We start from the raw sequence: 16,512 nt of genomic DNA, 5'->3' as shown, positions 1-16,512 counted from the left end.
GCTGGCGGAGGGGATAGAAATTAACAGAGGAAGACTTTTTTCTGGCTTACCGGGACGGTTCAGACAACGAAGGAGGTGACAACCATGTTGCCAATACGTTGGGATCCTTTCCGCGACTTGAGTTCGTTGCACAAGGAGATCGATTCCCTGTTCCGCCGGAGTTTCGGTGCCATCGAGGAACCCGAATCCGGGACCGGAATGATGGCGTCGCCGCGGCTCAACGCCTTTGTGAAGGACAAGGTTTATCATGTCGAAGTGGAACTTCCGGGCATCGACCGCGAGGATCTGGATGTCCACATCGACGGGAATATCCTGACCCTTAGCGGCGAGCGCAAGCGGAGCAAAGAGACGAAGGAACAGGATTTCCTGATTCGGGAATCGAGTTATGGCTCCTTCCTGCGGCGGCTGACTCTGCCCGATGGGGCCGACGCGGAGAAGGTGCAGGCCCGTTTCGATAACGGGGTACTGATGATTACCATGCCGATGACGCAAAAAAGCGTCACCGGGCGCAAGGTTCTCATCGAAGGGGGCGCTGGCAAGCCCGGCGCCAAGCAGGTTCACTGAGGAGTATTCGCGCCAGCCCTGCCGCCCAGGGTGGCAGGCGAACCGGTCTCGGCCGCCAGCTTCCAGGAATTCTTCGGACGCCCATCATGAGCGTCCTTTTTCTTGCGGGGCCGATGCAACGACAAGGGAGAAGAGTTGGGTGTCGGATGATTTTGATCAGGATCGTTTGCCCTGGGAGGCTTGCCTCAATACCGGTTCCTCCGCCCTCGGGCTCCTGCTCTCCCTGGCCGGGCTCCCCCTGGTGGTCGTTCATGCCAGCCACCACGGCAGTGTTTGGCAGGTGGTCAGCGTTTCGATCTATGGCGCTACCCTGGTCCTCTCCTATCTCGCCTTTACCCTCTATCACCAGTTCAAAACGAGCCGCTTCCACACCCTGTTCAAGATTCTCGACCATGCCACGATCTATCTGCTGATCGCCGGCAGCTACACCCCTTTTATTCTGGTCAATTTGCGGGAGCATGGCGGCTGGTGGCTCTTCGGTGTGGTCTGGGGCGTAGCTCTGGGCGGGATTGTCTTCAAGGTATTCTTTGTTTACCGCTTTCGCGTCGTTGCGCCGCTGCTTTATGTCGCAATGGGCTGGCTGCTCGTCTTCGCCGTGAAGCCGGCGCTGCTCTATATCGCAAAGCCGGTGCTCTGGCTGTTGCTGATCGGGGGATTGCTCTATACGGGTGGCCTGCTCTTTTATGCTTTCAAACGAATCCCCTACCACCATGCCATCTGGCACCTCTTTGTCGTTGGCGGCAGCCTGTGTCATTTTTTTGCGGTGTTTCAAAACGTGACTCTGCTGCCAGGATAAAAGAGCTATGTCAAGTGTTTACGGTATTTTGACGTTGCCGGAAGCTCGGTTTTGTGCGAAGGTGACGACGGGCCGGGATCCCCTGATGTCATCCCGAAACTTTGACCTGCGAGGATAGCGATGGCACGCAAGGTTTTTATTGCCGCAACCGGCCAGAACAGTGGCAAGACCACCACCAGCCTGTCGCTGGTGCACCTGGCGCGCAAGGTTTACGGCCGGGTGGGATTCATCAAGCCGCTCGGGCCGAAACCGGTCGCCTATGGTGACCTGGTGGTTGACAAGGACGCCGCGGTGATGGCCGAGGTCTTCGGCCTGCAGGAGGATATCGGCTCGATGTCGCCGCTGGTGCTCCATCCCGGCATGACCAAAAAGGTCCTCGACGGCGAGATCTCGCGGCAGGAGCTGGAGGACCGTATCGTCAAAGCCGGTCGTATTCTCGATGAAAAATATGATTTCCTGGTCATCGAGGGATCGGGTCACAGCGGCGTCGGCTCGGTGATCGGGCTTTCCAATGCCCGCATCGCCCAGCTGCTCGATGCGCCGGTGATGATCATCTGCGGCGGCGGCGTCGGTAATGCCATCGACGCGGTGAGCCTCAACCTCGCCATGTTCCGGCAGCAGGGGGTGGCGGTCAAGCTGGTGATGGCCAACAAGATCATTCCGGAGAAGCGTATCGCCACGCTCCATTACCTCAACCAGGCCTTTGCCGGCGCCGAGTTCCCGATCTTCGGCGGCTTCAACTACTCGCCGATCCTGGCCAATCCGACCCTCGGCCGGATTGCCAAGATTCTCGATCGACCCTTGCGCGGGGATTACGGTGACGGCACCCGGATCATCCACCACGTGCAGCTCGCCACCGCCTCTTCCCAACGGGTCATCGACCTGCTCGACGACTCTGCGCTGCTGCTCGTCAACAGCACCCGCGACGAGCTGCTGGTGACCCTCTCTTCCCTTTACCACCTGCCCGAATACTATGCGCGGATTGCCGGCCTGGTCGTTCCCGGTCTGCAGCCGGTGTCGAAGATTACCCAGAAAATTCTCGACGACAGCCGCATCCCCTACATCCGCACCGAAATCACCAACGCCGCCGCCTTCACCATCATCAAGGACGACGTCTCCAAGATCACCGCCGAAGACACCGAAAAGATCGAACTGATCGAGTCTCTGGCCGAATCGGAACTCGACTTCGCCGCCATCGACGCCCTGCTTTAGCCGGCGTTTTTGTGCTGGAAACAGAACGAGACCGCAAGGCATTGCCTGCGGTCTCGTTCTGTTCAGGTTCGGGCCAGGAATGTCTCAGGCGCCGGGACGGAAGGCATCGGGCGCGAAGTTGTAGGTGGCAAAATAGTCTTCCAGGGTTTCGGCGCGGCGGATCAGCTCGACGCTGCCGTTGGCGCGCAACAGCAGTTCCTTGGGCCGCAGCCGGCCGTTGTACTGGAAACCCATGGCGTGGCCATGGGCGCCGGTGTCGTGGATCACCAGCAGATCCCCCTCTTCAATCTTCGGCAACTGGCGCTCGATGGCGAACTTGTCGTTGTTCTCGCAGAGGGAGCCGACCACGTCGTAAGTCTCGGTCTTGGACGCCTCTTCTTTGCCGATGACGTCGATGTGGTGGTAAGAACCGTAGAGGGCCGGACGCATCAGGGCCGACATGCAGGCATCGACACCGACATAGTCGCGATAGATCTGCTTGTGGTTGATGGCGGTGACCACCAGGGCGCCATGAGGGCCGGTCATGTAGCGGCCGCTCTCCATGTACATCTTCGGCACGTAGCCGTGTTTGTTGGCAAAGGAGGTGAACATGGCGGTGATTTCCCCGGCCATGGTCCGGATGTCGAGGGGGTTGTCCTCGGGCTTGTAGGGGATGCCAAAGCCGCCACCGATGTTGACGAACTCGAAGCGGATACCGAGGGCGGTCTCGACTTCCTCGGCGATGGTCAGGACCATGCGCGCCGTCTCCACCATGTAGGTGTAGTCGCGCTCATTGGAGGCGACCATGGTGTGCAGGCCGAAGCGCTTCGCGCCGCGGGCCTTGGCGAGGCGGTAGGCCTCCACCACCTGCTCGTGGGTGACACCGTATTTCGCTTCCACCGGGTTGCCGATGATGATGTTACCGGTGCGCCGCGGCCCCGGGTTGTAGCGGAAGCAGATCAGCTCCGGGAAGGGGGCCGGGACCTTGTCGATCAGGCTGATGTCGTCGAGGTTGAGGATACAGCCGCCATCCTTGGCGGCAAAGGCGAACTCCTCCTGGCTGGTGTTGTTGGAGGTGAACATGATCTGCTCGCCGGTGGCGCCGAGTTCGCGGGCGAGGATCAGTTCCGGGATCGACGAGCAGTCGAAGCCGAAGCCCATCTCCGCCATCAGCTTGAGGATCTGCCGGTTGGGGAGCGCCTTGACAGCGTAAAACTCCTGGAAGCCGGCGATGCCGGAGAAAGCCTGTTTCAGCTCTTCTCCGGTAGCGCGGATGCCGGCCTCGTCGTAGATGTGGAAGGGGGTGCCGTAGTGCGCGGCGATCTCTTTTGCCACCGGAAAGAGGCGGGACTTGAAGGACGGGGACATGGGCATGGTGGTTCTCCTTGAAATTTGGTCCGTTGTTAGCGCTGCATCGGTTCAGGATAGGTTTTGACAGCTCGGGATTATCGGCTGCCCGTTGAATTTTCCAAGTCAATGCGCCGGGTTTCCTTCACGGTGTTGAGGACGATCTGGGTGCGGGTACTGCGCACACCCTCGATAGCCGCCAGTTCGTCGCGCAGGATGCGCCCCAGGGCAGTGGTTCCGGCGACCCGCAGTTTGACCAGGTAGCCATCCTCCCCGGCAACCTGGTGAACCTCCTGTACACCAGTGATGGACGCCAGTTCGCCGGCCAATCGGCCGTTGCCGGCACGGGTGGCGGCAACGGTGATGAAGGCGGTCAAGCCCTGGCCAAAGGGTTCGGGATTGAGCCGCACCTCGTACCCCTCGATAATGCCGCGCTCTTCCAGCTTGCGGATCCGCTCCAGCACGGCCGACGGCGCCATGCCGACCTGGCGGGCGACCTCGGCGTTGGGGATGCGCGCCTTCTCCTGAAGGATGTTCAGAATTTGTATGTCAATATCATCAATCATTCTCTAAAACCTAATTTTTAGAGAATTATATTCTTGTGTGGGTTGGTTGTCAAGAACCAGTCCCGATTCGCCGGGAGCTGTGCCGAACCACAGGGCACCGCTGCCGCTCCCTTCGCCAAAGCGTGCGAGTCTCCCCCTTTTCCCATCCCGGCCGCTGGCGTAGAGTGGCGCCGAGCTGAACCAATCCTTTCATCTCAAGGAGTTGTCGATCATGCTTCGTAAGAGTCTGGGCCTTGCCGCGCTTCCCCTCTTGACCGAGGCCGGGAGCGCCTTCGCCGCAGGGGAGTCGGCGTTCCGCCCCGACCAGTTCATCCTGCTGGTCTTCCTCAATCTCGTCGTCGGCTTATGCCTGCTGATCCTGGTCGGTGGGGTGGTCGTCGCCCTCGTCGACCGCCTGCGCCGGTCGCGGAAAGCGCAACTGCGGTTCGCCCCGGCGTCCCGAAAATTGGGCCGGACCGGGTCGCTGGTGCCCATCGAAACTCGGACCGCCGCCGTCCGTCACCCAGGGGTGGGCGGTTAGCTGAACCCCCGGGGCCGATCACGCAAAAGGGCCTGCCGTAATGGCAGGCCCTTTTGCGTTAGCAGGGAGCAGCCGCCGAACTCAATGCATGCTGGCGAGGATCTGGCGGACTTCCTGTTCAAGAGGTTCACTCGGGGTGACGACAATGGCCCGATCGGCGACTGTGGTGCGGAAACGGGCTTCCTCCTGGTGGCGCTGGTAGGCCTCGCGCAGCTCATCCGAAACCCGGTTGAGGGTCTGGACCGTGACGTTGTGCTCGGCCATCATCGACTTGAAGCTTTTCACTTCATCCCCCTCGATCCAGGCGATGCCGAATTTTTTCGGCGGCTTGCCGATGAAGACGTAGGCCCCGCCATCCCCCGGAATCACCTCCAGCGGGTCGGAGATGTCTTTCGCCAACTCCTCGAGGTTACCGCGGATCGCTTCCAGCCGGCCGGCCGCTTCGGTATCGGGTCCCAGCTCCGGAAACTGGGGTTCGCTACCGAACATTTTCGAGAACAGTCCCATGACTTCCTCCTTTCCAAAACGGTGGTTTATAAGTAATACCCTAGCGGAACAGTGGGAGAATTGCAAACCACTCGTTGAAAATTGTTAACGATTTTGCCGGCCCGAAGATGCGGCGGACAGATTTTCGCTGGTCAAACCGGGATCATTAAGGGAGAATAAAATCACTTTTCATCCTGAGGAGTGTTTGCCGTGCCCCTGACTGCCGCCACCCTGCTGCGCGTCTTCATCCCCTTTGCCCTCGGCTATTTCCTCTCCTACGTCTTTCGCACCGTCAACGCGGTCATCGCTCCCGACCTGGTGGCGGAGATCGGCCTGGCGCCGGCCAGCCTCGGTCTGTTGACCTCTGCCTATTTCCTGACCTTTGCCGCCTTTCAGCTCCCCCTCGGCCTGCTCCTCGACCGCTTCGGTTCGCGCCGGGTCGAGGCGGCGCTGCTCCTCTTTGCCGCCGCCGGGGCCCTCCTCTTCGCGCGGGCAGAGAGTCTGACCGGCCTGGTGCTCGGGCGGGCGCTGATCGGCCTCGGGGTTTCCGCCTGCCTGATGGCGGCCTTCAAGGCCTTTTCCACCTGGTTCCCCCCGGAACGACTGTCGCTGGCCAACGGTGTGCAGATGGTCTCGGGCGGCATCGGCGCCCTGACCGCGACGGCACCGGTGGAGGCCGCCCTGGCGTTCACCGACTGGCGTGGCATCTTTCTGCTGTTGGCCGGGTTGACCCTGGCGGCTGCGATTGCCATCTTTCTCATCGTCCCGGAAGGGAGCGCTCATCATTCCCGGGAGAGTCTGCGCCAGCAGCTGCAGGGGTTGCGGACGATCTTCACCAGTCGGGCCTACTGGCGCCTGGCGCCCTGGGCGATTCTCGCCCAGGCGGCCTACCTGTCGATTCAGGGGCTCTGGTCCGGCCCCTGGCTGCGCGACGTGGCCGGCCTCGAGCGCGCCGCTGCCGCCGATGTCCTCTTCCTGATCGCGCTGGCGATGATTGCCGGTTATCTGGGATTCGGAGCCCTGACCGATCGGCTCAGTCGCCGCGGGGTGGCGCCGCGCACGGTGGCCACGGCCGGCATGGGAAGTTTTCTGCTGGTGCAGCTGCTGCTGCTCGGCCAGTGGTCTTTTGCCACCGTTCCGCTCTGGTTCCTGTTCGGTCTCTGCGGCACCGCCTCGATCCTCCCCTATGCCGTCATCGCCCAGGCCTTCCCCCGCACTCTCGCCGGCCGCGCCAATACCGCCCTCAACCTGCCGGTCTTCGTGGCGGCCTTTGCCGGCCAGTGGGCGATCGGCGCGATAATCGGGCTCTGGCCGGAAGTCGCCGGCCACTACCATCCCGACGGCTATCGGGCCGGGTTCGGTCTGCTGCTGCTGTTGCAGGGAGGAGCGGCGCTCTGGTACTGGTGGGGTGGCAGGAGGGAGGCTGAAGGCAAATAGGAGGGACTTTAAGTTCAAGGTGATCCAGGACCGATTTGCAGAACAGAATATAGGACGGCCCAACCTGATGATTTCAGGCTGGGCCGTTTTCCATCCTGGAACTCGTGCAAGGCGAGCAAAGCCTGCCAAATTCCTCTGGCGGGCTTTGCATGTTACAGGAGCACTGGGTTACCGGAAAAATGGGTTTTGGGGCAAGAGACAACGACCGGCTGGGATCCTAAAGATGCGTCTCGATGTCCATTCGCTCATGCAAGACGCGCACGATTTCGATCATGCCGGGGCTCTGCGTGCGATAATAGATGACGTGGCGGCCGGTGGGATATTTGCGGTAGCCGGGACGAACCCGGTCTAAGCGTTCACCCTGGTTTGGGTTTTCGGCAAGAGCACGAAAACAGCGATCGAGTTGAACCAGATATGTGCGCCGCTGCTCGCGCCCCCATCGTCCTTGAGTGTAGCGGCCGATCTCCCGGAGGTCTTCGAGGGCGCGCTTTGTCAGCGTAAATAGCGGCATTAGCCGAGTTCCTTGTCAAGTTCGCGGTTTAAGGCGTCCAAGGAGTAATCCGCCATACCGCTTTGCTCGCCCTCGACCAGTGCCCGGCGCAGCACCTCCAACCGCGTCTCACGCTCCTCTAGCAGGCGTAGACCGGCGCGGATTGCCTCGCTGGTCGAGCCATAGCGGCCTTCTTTGATCGCGTGGGAAATAAATCTCTCGTAGTGTTCGCCCAAGGTGACGCTGGTGTTTTTGCCCATGATCTCCTCCTTTGTCTTCTTGACATTACCATATAATATTTATTGGTAGTTTTCCAGGTTTCAGCGCAAATTTTTCGAGCAAACCATATCATCAGCGGATCCTTTTTTATGACGACTCCCACCGCGGCGGAATTCAACCCCAAAGGGAAAAGGAGCACGTCATGGCAACAGGAATGCGAATAGGTTATGCAAGGGTAAGTTCATCGGGGCAAAGACCCGATGTCCAACTGGATCGACTGGCGGATTGCGACAGAGTTTTTCGCGAGAAGGTCTCCGGAAAATCCACCAAAGGCCGACCCCAGAAAGACACTGGAACTAGAGACACCTTTCGGGTGAACTGACAGTCAAAAGGGCGTCCCTGCTGGGACGCCCTTTTTGTCATGAAATCGACTGGGGTCAATGCATGCTGAGGCCGAAGGTGTGCGGGAAGAGGACCAGGATCACGAGGACGATCACCTGCAGGGCAATAAAGGGAGTTACCCCGCGGTAGATGTCCATGGTGCTCACTTCCGGCGGCGCCACCCCCTTGAGGTAAAAGAGGCTGAAGCCGAAGGGGGGAGTCAAAAAGGAGGTTTGCAGGTTCATGGCGACCAGGATCGCATACCAGAGCGGATCGATGCCGAGGCGGTCGGCGATCGGCGCCAGGATCGGCACGATGATGTAGGCGATCTCGACGAAGTCGATGAAAAAGCCGAGGGCCATAATGGCGGCCATGGAGAAGATCAAAAACCCCCATTTCTCGCCGGGGAGGGCGAGCATGAAGTCTTCGACGATATAGTCGGCGCCAGTGTAGGTGAAGACCATCGAGAAGGCGGTGGCCCCGATCAGGATGGCGAAGACCATGGCGCTGATTTTCACGGTCTCGGTGGCGGCGTCCCAGACCATGCGCGCCGATAGTTGCCGATAGAGGCCAGCGAGCAGGATCGCGCCGACGCCGCCGACGGCGGAAGATTCGGTCGGGGTGGCGACCCCGATCAGAATTGAGCCGAGGACCAGGATAATCAGCACCAGCGGCGGAACGATCGCTTTAAGGGCGGAAAAGACCTGATGCCGCTTGCTTCCCTGTTCGAGGCGGACCGGTGGTGCCAGCTTCGGATTGAAGACCGTGATGGCGACGATGTAGATGACGTAGACCAGCACCAGCGTCATCCCGGGCCAGAAGGCGGCCTTGAAGAGGTCGCCGACCGGCTGCTGGAAGACGTCGCCGAGGATGATCAGGATGATTGACGGCGGAATGATCTGGCCAAGGGTGCCGGCGGCGCAGATGGTGCCGGTCGCCAAACGCTTGTCGTAGTTGTACTTGAGCATCACCGGCAGGGAGATGACCCCCATGGCGACGACGCTGGCGCCGACCACGCCGGTCGAAGCGGCGAGCAGGGCCCCGACCAGGACCGTCGAAATGGCTATGCCGCCGCGGATTTCGCCAAAGAGGGAGCCCATCGATTCGAGCAGGCGCTCGGCGAGCTTCGACTTCTGCAGGATGATCCCCATGAAGATGAAGAGCGGAATCGCCATCAGGATCGTGTTGTTCATGATGGAGAAGATGCGGTGCGGCATCAGGCTGAAGATCCTTGGACCCTCGGAGAGCAGGCCGAAGAAGACCGCGGTGCCGCCAAAGGTGAAGGCGACCGGGAAGCCGACCAGCAGCAGCAGCAGGGCGGTCAAAAACATGAAAATACCGATCATAACAGGGTAATCCTATCAAGCAGTGAGGGGAAGTTCGGGGGCGCAGGTAGCGTGTCAGAGAATCTCATCTTCCAGTCGGTGCTCCCTGGGGGCTTCGATGCCTCGGTAGATGTTGATATTGCGGATGATGAAACCGAGCGAGGAGATGATCAGAAAGACGAAGGAGGTCGGGATCACCGCCTTGATCAGCCAGCGGTACTTGAGCCCCCCGGGGTCGCCGCTGATCTCGCCCGATTGCCAGGCCTCGTGGACGATCCAGATCGACCCCTCGATAATCAGGCCGCTCAGGGGAATCAGCAGCAGCAGGGTCCCGCCGATGTTGATAGCCGCCTTTGTCCGCGCAGATAGTTTGTCGTAGAGGATGTCGACCCGGACATGCCCGTCCTCCTTGAGGGTGTAGGCGATGCCAAACATGAAGACGACGGAGAAGAGGTGCCACTCCATCTCCTGCAGGGCAATGGAACCGGAGTTGAAGAAGTAGCGCATGATGGCGTCGTAGAAGACATTCAGCAGCATCAAAAACATCGCCACCGTGGCGATGCCGCCGATGACGTCGGTAAAGCGGTCAATCCATTTTTGGATGGTGAACAGCATGTCGGGTCACGCTCTCGGCAAGAGGGAGTGCCCCGGGCCCGTTTCGGGCCCGGGGCGGGTTGGCAACCATCAGTCCTCCAGGTTGTCCTTGAGATAGGCATAGTCGGAGATGGCCGTCCACTTGCGGCTCATTTTCATGTAGGCGCGCTGCGAGTCCATGATCGTCTTGAACTCCGGATCCTTCGCCTCGTATTCGGCGATCAGTTCGTTGTTCGCTTTCTTCATGGCGGCGATAATCGGCGCCGGGAAGGTGCGGATCTTGACGTTGGGAAACTCCTTGCCGATGGAGGCCAACCCGACCGCGCTCTCGTGGTAGGAGCGGGCATACATGTCGTAGGCGGCGAATTCCATCGCCACGGTCAGGATTTTCTGCAGGTGGGGCGGCAGCTCGTCGAACTTTTTCTTGTTCACCAGGAACTGCAGTTCGGTGGCCGGCTCATGCCAGCCGGTGTAGTAGTAGGGGGCGATCTTCTGGAAGCCCATTTTCAGGTCGAGGGAGGGGCCGACCCACTCCAGGGCGTCAATGGTGCCGCGGTCGAGGGAGGTGTAGAGTTCGCCCGGCGGGATGTTGGTGACGACAACGCCGAGTTTGGCCAGCACCTCACCGGCGAAGCCGGGGATGCGCATCTTCAGCCCCTTGAGGTCATCGAGGGTGTTGATCTCCTTGCGGAACCAGCCCCCCATCTGGTTGCCGGTGTTGCCACCGGGGAAGGAGTAGACGCCGTGCTTTTCATAGGTCTTCTTCATCAGTTCCATGCCGCCGCCATAATAGAACCAGGCGTACTGCTCGGGGGCGATCATGCCGAAGGGCATGGTGGTGAAGGTCATGGTGCTGATGTCTTTCCCTTTCCAGTAGTAGGAGGCCGAATGCCCCATCTCGTACTGGCCTTCCTTGACCATGTCGAGAATACCGAAGGCCGACTTGTGCTTGTTGGCTGAGTCGACGCGGATCTCCATCTCGCCGTTCGACATCTGGTTGACCAGCTCGGCCATCTTGTCGACGGCGTCGCCGAAGATCGGGAATCCGGTGCCCCAGGTCATCGCCAGGCGCCAGCGGTATTTGGGCGCCGCCTCGGCCTTGCTCAGGAACCCGCTGCCGAGCAACAGGCCGCCGGCCACCAGCAGGCCGACGAAAAGTTTGAACATTTTTGTCGTGTTCTGCATCGCTTTGCCCCTTTCTTGGATCGTTGCCGTTAAGTTGAGGACCCTTCAGGACGCCGCAGTGCGAACTGAATGGCCCAAACATAGTTTTAGAGTATATGGCGCGAGGCGATTGCGCAACTGCTCGTATTAAAATTGAGAGCAGCAATATGCAATGACAACTAACGGGAATTCTTCGTGAGAGGAGGTTCCGGCGGGGAAATTTTTCCGCCGGGGACCTTGACGCCCCCCTGTGCTGGTGATAATCGTCCCTAGGTGTTGCTGTTCCCCGGCGCGGTCAAAGGCCGGTACTTCCAAAGGAGATTTATATGTCCCATGCAATCCGCATGCATGAAACGGGTGGCCCCCAGGTCCTGCGCTGGGAAGAGGTGGCCACGCCGCATCCCGGCGCGGGCGAAGTCCATCTGCGCCACACCGCCGTCGGCTTGAACTTCATCGATATCTACCACCGGACCGGCCTCTATCCGCTGACGCTCCCTGTCACCCCGGGACTGGAAGGGGCCGGCGTGGTGCTGGCGGTCGGAGACGGGGTCGGCGACCTCGCTCCCGGCGACCGTGTCGCCTACGCCGGCGGCCCCCCGGGGGCCTATGCCGAAGAACGCCTGATCCCGGCCCACCGCCTGGTCAAGCTCCCCGACTGGCTCGACGACCAGCGCGCCGCGGCGATGATGCTGCAGGGGATGACCGCCCAGTACCTGCTGCGACGCACCTTTCGCGTCGGCCCCGGCGACCCGATCCTGGTCCACGCCGCCGCCGGCGGCGTCGGGCTGATCGTCTGTCAGTGGGCCCGCTATCTCGGCGCCACGGTGATCGGTACCGTCGGCAGTCCCGAAAAGGCCGAGCTTGCCCGGGACCACGGCTGTCATTATCCGATACTTTATCGGGAGGAAGATTTTGTCGCCCGCACTCGCGAGCTCACCGGCGGCGAAGGGGTGGCAGTGGTTTACGATTCGATCGGCCGCGACACCTTCCTCAAATCCCTCGACTGTCTGCGCCCCCTCGGCATGCTGGTCAGCTTCGGCCAGGCTTCCGGACCGGTCGAATCGTTCAACCCGGGTCTCCTCGCCGCCAAGGGCTCGCTCTTTCTGACGCGGCCGTCGCTGATGGCCTACACCGCCAAACGGGAGGACCTCCTCGCCAGCGCCGCCGAGCTTTTTAACGTGGTGGAAAATGGAGCCGTCAGGATCGAGGTCAACCAGACCTACCCGTTGCGCGAAGCCGCCCGGGCCCAGCGCGATCTCGAAGAACGCAAGACCACTGGTTCGACGGTGCTGCTCCCCTGATCCCGGGGTTCCCTTGATTTTGTGTTGACCTCGAGTAGTATGAAGTCCTGATCCCGGCTGGTATCCCTGGCGTTGACGGCCTTCTGCCGCCGCGGTGGCGCGGCGGTTCGACCGTCCCGGCCGGATGTGGTGTTTCAGAGGAGGATTGCCTTATGGTTGCCCTGATACGCTTTTTTATGCCGCTGCTCCTGCTGCTACTCCCCCTCGACGGGGCCATTGCCGCTGATCAGCCCCTCAACCGGGCGGAGGTCACAACCGTCAAGCGCAAGCTGGTCGCGGTCATCGAGGCCATCGGCGCTCCCCAGGGCTATGTCAGGGCCGAGGAGAACTTCAGCTTGCCGACCAGTATCTCGACCATGACGTCGGGGGCCTTCCATGCCGTCAGCGCCGGGGCCGACCTGCGCTTCGACGGCGGCGCCGAAAAGCAGTCGAAACGTTCGGAGAAGGAAATAGAGGAGGAATACCGCCGCAAGATCCTCGAAGCGCAGGCGTCCGGCGATTACCAGGCGCTGGCGACCCTGACCCAGGAAATGATGCAGAAGGCCGGCCAGGCCCAGCTCGCCGCCGAGGACGCCCGCCGTGAGCCGGTTGCTGTCAATATCGAGTTCAACCAGGCGACCGGCGCCACCATCGACCCCGACGGGGTGGTCTTCGAACGCCCGGGAGTGATCGCCCTCAAGGAGCGCTCCGGGCGCGACGAGGAGAAGCTGAGGGTACGCATCTTCTGCGATCCGGTCCATCTCAAGCAGACCGAGACCCTCTCGGAGATTCGCCTTTACGACGATCCCGATCCGGGGGTGGAGGGGAAGACCACCGTTCGCAACCTGGTGATCGAGTTCAATGGCCCGGCAGCAGTCGTCGAAGCCTGGGCCAAGCAGGTCGACATCGCCAAGGCAATGGCGCAGATCGGGGGAAAGTAGCTCGTCCCCCGGTCGGCAGAAAAAAGAACGGCAAGCGGGCGCCTTTCCGAAGAGTGGCGCCCGCTTGCCGTTTAAGGTTGCTTCTGGGGCGGCCTGTTATGGCGCCCCCGTCCCCCCCTTCCGGGCGCTTCGCCCTGCCGCCACCACATACAAGGTCGGCAGGACCAGCAGCGTCAGGAGTGTCGAGGTCAGCACCCCGCCGATGACCACCGTGGCGAGTGGACGCTGCACCTCGGCGCCGACCCCGCTCGAGAGCGCCATCGGCAAAAAACCGGCGGCGTCGACGACGGCGGTTGCCACCACCGGCAGCAACCGTTGCCGGGCGCCGGCGCTGACGGCCTCGACCAGGGAGGAACCGTTCTCCAGGAAGGTGCGGATGGCGGCGATCATGACCTGGCCGTTGAGGACGGCGATGCCGGCGAGGGCGATGAAGCCAACGGCGGCGCTGACGCTGAAGGGGATGCCGCGCAGCCAGAGGGCGCAGACGCCGCCGACCGCCGCCAGCGGAATGCCGGTGTAGATGATCAGCACGTCCCGCAGCCGCTTGAGACTGAACCAGAGAAGCACGAAGATTAGCAGCAGCGTCAGCGGCACCACCAGGGCGAGGCGCTGTTGCGACCGCTCCAGGTTCTCGAACTGCCCCCCCCACTCGACAAAATAGCCGGGCGGCAGCTTGAGGTCGCGCTCGACCAGCGTGCGCGCCTCGTCGACAAAGGAGGCGACGTCGCGGCCGGTAACGCTGATCGAGACCTTGAGCAGGCGCCGTCCCCATTCGCGGTTGATGGTCGAGGGGCGCTCTTCTTCGCTGACCTCGGCCAGCGCCTGCAGCGGCAGGATCGCGCCGCCGCGGGTCGGCACCAGGGTCGCGGCGAGTGCGGCGGGATCCCGCCGCTGGGCCTCGGGAAGCCGCAGCACCAGCGGGAAGGAGCGCTCCCCCTCGTAGATCGTGCCGACCCGGGGGGTGCCGACCGCCTCGACCATGCTCAGCACCTCGCGGACGGTGACCCCGTTGCGGGCGAGCCGCTCCTGGTCGACCTTGACCTGCAGGGTCGGTTGCCCGGTGATCTGTTCCGCCGACACCTCGCCGACCCCCGGAACCCCATGCAGCAGCTGTTCGACCTGTTCACCGAGCCGGACCAGCTCGGTGAAATCTTCGCCGTAAATCTTGATGCCGACATCGCCGCGAATCCCCGACAGCATCTCGTTGACCCGCAGTTCGATCGGTTGCGTCAAAACCACCCGGATTCCCGGCAGCCCTGCCATCTCCTGCTGCACGGCGGCGGCCAGTTCCCCCTGGGTGGAGGCGCGGGTCCACTGTTCGCGCGGGTAGAGGGTCATGAAGATGTCGGTCAGCTCGGTCCCCATCGGGTCGGTGGCGACCTCGGCGCTGCCGAGCCGGCTCCAGACGTGGTGTACCTCGTCCGGGAACTTTTCGCGAATCATCGCCTCGAGCCGGGTGTTGTAGGCGACCGATTCCTCGACCGAGACGCCGGCGAGCCGGACGATGCTCGCCACCAAAGCCCCTTCCCCCATGCGCGGCAGGAACTCGCCGCCGAGGCGCGGGGCGAGGGCCCCGGTCGCCAGCACCAGGGCGAGGGCGACGCCGAGGGTCAGCAGGCGACGACGCAGGACCCAGCGCAGGGCCGGCAGGTAGAGGCGCCCGAGCCAGTTTTCGGCCCGCCCCTCCTTTTCGCTGAGCCGCTGCGGCAGGAACTGGTAGGAGAGGATCGGGGCGAGGAAGATCGCCACCAGCAGCGCGCCGAGCAGGGCAAAGATAAAGGTCCAGGCCATCGGCCGGAACATCTTCCCCTCGATCCCCTGCAGGGTCAGCACCGGCAGAAAGACCAGCACGATGATCCCCATACCGAAGGCGATCGGTCGCGCCACCTCGCGACTGGAGGCGAGGATGCAGCTCATGCGCTCGGCGGCAGTCAGCTCGCGGCCGAGCTGCAATTGCCGTTCGGTAAGGCGGCGCAGATTGGCCTCGGTCATGACCACCGAGCCATCGACCAGGATGCCGAAGTCCATGGCGCCGAGGGAGAGGAGGCTGGCGGCGATGCCGAGCTGCCACATCCCGAGGCCGGCGAAGAGCATCGAAATCGGGATGGCCGTCGCCACCAGCAGCCCGGCGCGGACGTTGCCGAGGAGCAGAAAGAGGATGACGATGACGAGGATCGCCCCGGCGATCAGGTTGTGCTCGACGGTGGCGATGACCTGGTCGATCAGCTCGGTGCGGTCGTAGACCGTCTCCAGCACCACATCCGCCGGCAGCGCCTTGCGCACCGTGTCGAGGCGGGCCTTCAGCGCCGTCGTCACCTCGCGACTGTTCTCCCCCATCAGCATGAAGCCGAGGCCCATGACCACCTCGCCCTCCCCCTGGTAGGAGACGGCGCCGCGGCGCAGCTCGTGGCCGATGCGCACCTCGGCGAGGTCGCGAACCCGCACCGGAATCCCGTCATGGGTGGCGACGACGATATTGCCGAGCTGGTCGAGGCTGCTGACCCGGCCGATGCCGTGAACCAGCAGCGCCTGGCCGGCGGTGATCACCTGGCCGCCGCCGACGTTGGCGTTGTTCTCCTCCAGCGCCTGGCGCAGATCGCCCAGCACCAGCCCGTACTTGATCAGCCGCTCGGGAACGACGATGACGTGGTACTGGCGTTCGAGGCCCCCCCAGGAGTTGATCTCGGCGACCCCGGCGACCTTGCGCAGCTCCGGCTTGACCACCCAGTCGTGCAGGGTGCGCAGCTCGGCGAGGGTTCGTTTCGGATCGCTGGAGCGCAGCACGTAGTGAAAGACCTCCCCCAGTCCGGTGGAGATCGGTCCCAGCTCGGGGCGGTCGATGCCGTCGGGGAGGCCGACGTTGGCGAGGCGTTCCATCACCAGCTGGCGCGAGTCGTAGATCGGCATGTCGTCGCTGAAGGTGACGACGACCTGGGAGAGGCCGAACTTGGAGATCGAGCGGACGCTGGTCAGGTGCGGCAGGCCGGAGACGGCCAGTTCCACCGGCATGGTGAGCTGCCGTTCGATCTCCTCCGGACCGAGGGCCGGGGCGATGGTGTTGATCTGCACCTGCACCGGGGTGGTGTCCGGGAAGGCGTCGACCGGCAGCCGTGCCAGGGTCCAGGCGCCGACAGCACCGGTGATGACGAAGAGGAGAACCACCAGCAGGCGGTTCTTCAGGGTGAATTCGATCAGACGTTCAAACATGGCA

At 62.4% G+C, this 16,512-nt stretch carries 17 protein-coding genes; 8 read left to right on the top strand and 9 right to left on the bottom strand.

All coding sequences use genetic code 11. The features are described from left to right. Positions 1-84 precede the first annotated feature (84 nt). The 3 genes from ACYQ8E_RS09530 to ACYQ8E_RS09520 all read left to right on the top strand — a co-directional run bounded on the left by ACYQ8E_RS09530 (position 85) and on the right by ACYQ8E_RS09520 (position 2,572). Positions 85-564, top strand: a complete 480-nt coding sequence (locus ACYQ8E_RS09530; RefSeq protein WP_066728623.1) for an Hsp20/alpha crystallin family protein — start codon at positions 85-87, stop codon at positions 562-564. A gap of 139 nt (positions 565-703) precedes the next feature. Then, positions 704-1,360 carry a PAQR family membrane homeostasis protein TrhA gene (gene trhA, locus ACYQ8E_RS09525; protein ID WP_197463663.1) on the top strand — a complete coding sequence of 219 codons (657 nt, stop codon included), beginning with the start codon at positions 704-706 and terminating at the stop codon, positions 1,358-1,360. Between the two features lie 120 nt (positions 1,361-1,480). Next, positions 1,481-2,572 carry an AAA family ATPase gene (locus ACYQ8E_RS09520; protein ID WP_066728621.1) on the top strand — a complete coding sequence of 364 codons (1,092 nt, stop codon included), beginning with the start codon at positions 1,481-1,483 and terminating at the stop codon, positions 2,570-2,572. 84 nt (positions 2,573-2,656) lie between these two features. Here the strand turns inward: ACYQ8E_RS09520 and lysA are convergent, their stop codons facing one another. Together lysA and ACYQ8E_RS09510 are read right to left on the bottom strand one after the other, a co-directional pair. Further along, on the bottom strand, positions 2,657-3,925 hold the full coding sequence (gene lysA / locus ACYQ8E_RS09515) for a diaminopimelate decarboxylase (RefSeq protein WP_066728620.1): 1,269 nt from the start codon (positions 3,923-3,925) through the stop codon (positions 2,657-2,659). 71 nt (positions 3,926-3,996) lie between these two features. Continuing rightward, the gene (locus tag ACYQ8E_RS09510) at positions 3,997-4,464 is read right to left on the bottom strand and encodes an Lrp/AsnC family transcriptional regulator (RefSeq protein ID WP_066728618.1); all 468 of its coding nucleotides are present in this window, start codon (positions 4,462-4,464) and stop codon (positions 3,997-3,999) included. A 211-nt stretch (positions 4,465-4,675) separates the two neighbouring features. On the opposite strand from ACYQ8E_RS09510, the gene ACYQ8E_RS09505 reads away from it, so the two are divergent. Continuing rightward, positions 4,676-4,984, top strand: a complete 309-nt coding sequence (locus ACYQ8E_RS09505) for a hypothetical protein (RefSeq protein ID WP_066728617.1) — start codon at positions 4,676-4,678, stop codon at positions 4,982-4,984. An 81-nt stretch (positions 4,985-5,065) separates the two neighbouring features. Here the strand turns inward: ACYQ8E_RS09505 and ACYQ8E_RS09500 are convergent, their stop codons facing one another. Next, a complete protein-coding gene (locus ACYQ8E_RS09500; RefSeq protein ID WP_066728616.1) occupies positions 5,066-5,491 on the bottom strand; it encodes a hypothetical protein in 426 nt (141 codons plus the stop codon). Between the two features lie 189 nt (positions 5,492-5,680). Here ACYQ8E_RS09500 and ACYQ8E_RS09495 point away from each other — a divergent pair, with 189 nt between their 5' ends. After that, entirely contained in the window at positions 5,681-6,907 is a 1,227-nt protein-coding gene (locus ACYQ8E_RS09495; protein ID WP_459860790.1) for an MFS transporter, read from the top strand. Between the two features lie 217 nt (positions 6,908-7,124). Here the strand turns inward: ACYQ8E_RS09495 and ACYQ8E_RS09490 are convergent, their stop codons facing one another. Further along, positions 7,125-7,418, bottom strand: coding sequence for a type II toxin-antitoxin system RelE/ParE family toxin (locus tag ACYQ8E_RS09490; RefSeq protein WP_066728613.1), 294 nt, complete (start codon positions 7,416-7,418; stop codon positions 7,125-7,127). Next, the gene (locus tag ACYQ8E_RS09485; RefSeq protein WP_459860788.1) at positions 7,418-7,657 is read right to left on the bottom strand and encodes a type II toxin-antitoxin system ParD family antitoxin; all 240 of its coding nucleotides are present in this window, start codon (positions 7,655-7,657) and stop codon (positions 7,418-7,420) included. The genes ACYQ8E_RS09490 and ACYQ8E_RS09485 overlap by 1 nt, the downstream gene beginning before the upstream one ends. Positions 7,658-7,818: 161 nt before the next feature. Between ACYQ8E_RS09485 and ACYQ8E_RS09480 the strand changes: the two genes are divergently transcribed. Further along, on the top strand, positions 7,819-7,998 hold the full coding sequence (locus tag ACYQ8E_RS09480) for a recombinase family protein (protein ID WP_459860786.1): 180 nt from the start codon (positions 7,819-7,821) through the stop codon (positions 7,996-7,998). Between the two features lie 55 nt (positions 7,999-8,053). Here ACYQ8E_RS09480 and ACYQ8E_RS09475 read toward each other — a convergent pair whose 3' ends face one another. From ACYQ8E_RS09475 to ACYQ8E_RS09465, 3 genes are all read right to left on the bottom strand, one after another. Beyond that, complete coding sequence (locus tag ACYQ8E_RS09475) at positions 8,054-9,343, bottom strand: TRAP transporter large permease (protein ID WP_459860785.1); 1,290 nt, start codon at positions 9,341-9,343, stop codon at positions 8,054-8,056. A gap of 54 nt (positions 9,344-9,397) precedes the next feature. Next, positions 9,398-9,937, bottom strand: coding sequence for a TRAP transporter small permease subunit (locus ACYQ8E_RS09470; protein WP_459860783.1), 540 nt, complete (start codon positions 9,935-9,937; stop codon positions 9,398-9,400). Between the two features lie 69 nt (positions 9,938-10,006). After that, complete coding sequence (locus ACYQ8E_RS09465) at positions 10,007-11,101, bottom strand: TRAP transporter substrate-binding protein (protein WP_459860781.1); 1,095 nt, start codon at positions 11,099-11,101, stop codon at positions 10,007-10,009. A gap of 305 nt (positions 11,102-11,406) precedes the next feature. Here ACYQ8E_RS09465 and ACYQ8E_RS09460 point away from each other — a divergent pair, with 305 nt between their 5' ends. Together ACYQ8E_RS09460 and ACYQ8E_RS09455 are read left to right on the top strand one after the other, a co-directional pair. Beyond that, on the top strand, positions 11,407-12,381 hold the full coding sequence (locus ACYQ8E_RS09460) for a quinone oxidoreductase family protein (protein WP_459860779.1): 975 nt from the start codon (positions 11,407-11,409) through the stop codon (positions 12,379-12,381). A gap of 152 nt (positions 12,382-12,533) precedes the next feature. Next, on the top strand, positions 12,534-13,301 hold the full coding sequence (locus ACYQ8E_RS09455) for a hypothetical protein (protein WP_066728602.1): 768 nt from the start codon (positions 12,534-12,536) through the stop codon (positions 13,299-13,301). Between the two features lie 96 nt (positions 13,302-13,397). On the opposite strand, the gene ACYQ8E_RS09450 is transcribed toward ACYQ8E_RS09455, so the two are convergent. After that, entirely contained in the window at positions 13,398-16,508 is a 3,111-nt protein-coding gene (locus tag ACYQ8E_RS09450) for an efflux RND transporter permease subunit (protein ID WP_066728601.1), read from the bottom strand. Positions 16,509-16,512 lie beyond the last annotated feature (4 nt).

It is taken from the genome of Desulfuromonas carbonis, from assembly GCF_054658035.1.
Note: the sequence above shows the minus strand (reverse complement) of the source record. Positions and strands in the feature narration are given on the sequence as shown.

Excerpts from the sequence above, each read along its gene's own strand:
- ACYQ8E_RS09530 (WP_066728623.1), top strand. The coding sequence starts at position 85 with ATGTTGCCAATACGTTGGGATCCTTTCCGCGACTTGAGTTCGTTGCAC.
- ACYQ8E_RS09520 (WP_066728621.1), top strand. The coding sequence starts at position 1,481 with ATGGCACGCAAGGTTTTTATTGCCGCAACCGGCCAGAACAGTGGCAAG.
- lysA (WP_066728620.1), bottom strand. The coding sequence starts at position 3,925 with ATGCCCATGTCCCCGTCCTTCAAGTCCCGCCTCTTTCCGGTGGCAAAA.
- ACYQ8E_RS09510 (WP_066728618.1), bottom strand. The coding sequence starts at position 4,464 with ATGATTGATGATATTGACATACAAATTCTGAACATCCTTCAGGAGAAG.
- ACYQ8E_RS09505 (WP_066728617.1), top strand. The coding sequence starts at position 4,676 with ATGCTTCGTAAGAGTCTGGGCCTTGCCGCGCTTCCCCTCTTGACCGAG.
- ACYQ8E_RS09500 (WP_066728616.1), bottom strand. The coding sequence starts at position 5,491 with ATGGGACTGTTCTCGAAAATGTTCGGTAGCGAACCCCAGTTTCCGGAG.
- ACYQ8E_RS09490 (WP_066728613.1), bottom strand. The coding sequence starts at position 7,418 with ATGCCGCTATTTACGCTGACAAAGCGCGCCCTCGAAGACCTCCGGGAG.
- ACYQ8E_RS09485 (WP_459860788.1), bottom strand. The coding sequence starts at position 7,657 with ATGGGCAAAAACACCAGCGTCACCTTGGGCGAACACTACGAGAGATTT.
- ACYQ8E_RS09480 (WP_459860786.1), top strand. The coding sequence starts at position 7,819 with ATGGCAACAGGAATGCGAATAGGTTATGCAAGGGTAAGTTCATCGGGG.
- ACYQ8E_RS09475 (WP_459860785.1), bottom strand. The coding sequence starts at position 9,343 with ATGATCGGTATTTTCATGTTTTTGACCGCCCTGCTGCTGCTGCTGGTC.
- ACYQ8E_RS09470 (WP_459860783.1), bottom strand. The coding sequence starts at position 9,937 with ATGCTGTTCACCATCCAAAAATGGATTGACCGCTTTACCGACGTCATC.
- ACYQ8E_RS09465 (WP_459860781.1), bottom strand. The coding sequence starts at position 11,101 with ATGCAGAACACGACAAAAATGTTCAAACTTTTCGTCGGCCTGCTGGTG.
- ACYQ8E_RS09460 (WP_459860779.1), top strand. The coding sequence starts at position 11,407 with ATGTCCCATGCAATCCGCATGCATGAAACGGGTGGCCCCCAGGTCCTG.
- ACYQ8E_RS09455 (WP_066728602.1), top strand. The coding sequence starts at position 12,534 with ATGGTTGCCCTGATACGCTTTTTTATGCCGCTGCTCCTGCTGCTACTC.
- ACYQ8E_RS09450 (WP_066728601.1), bottom strand. The coding sequence starts at position 16,508 with ATGTTTGAACGTCTGATCGAATTCACCCTGAAGAACCGCCTGCTGGTG.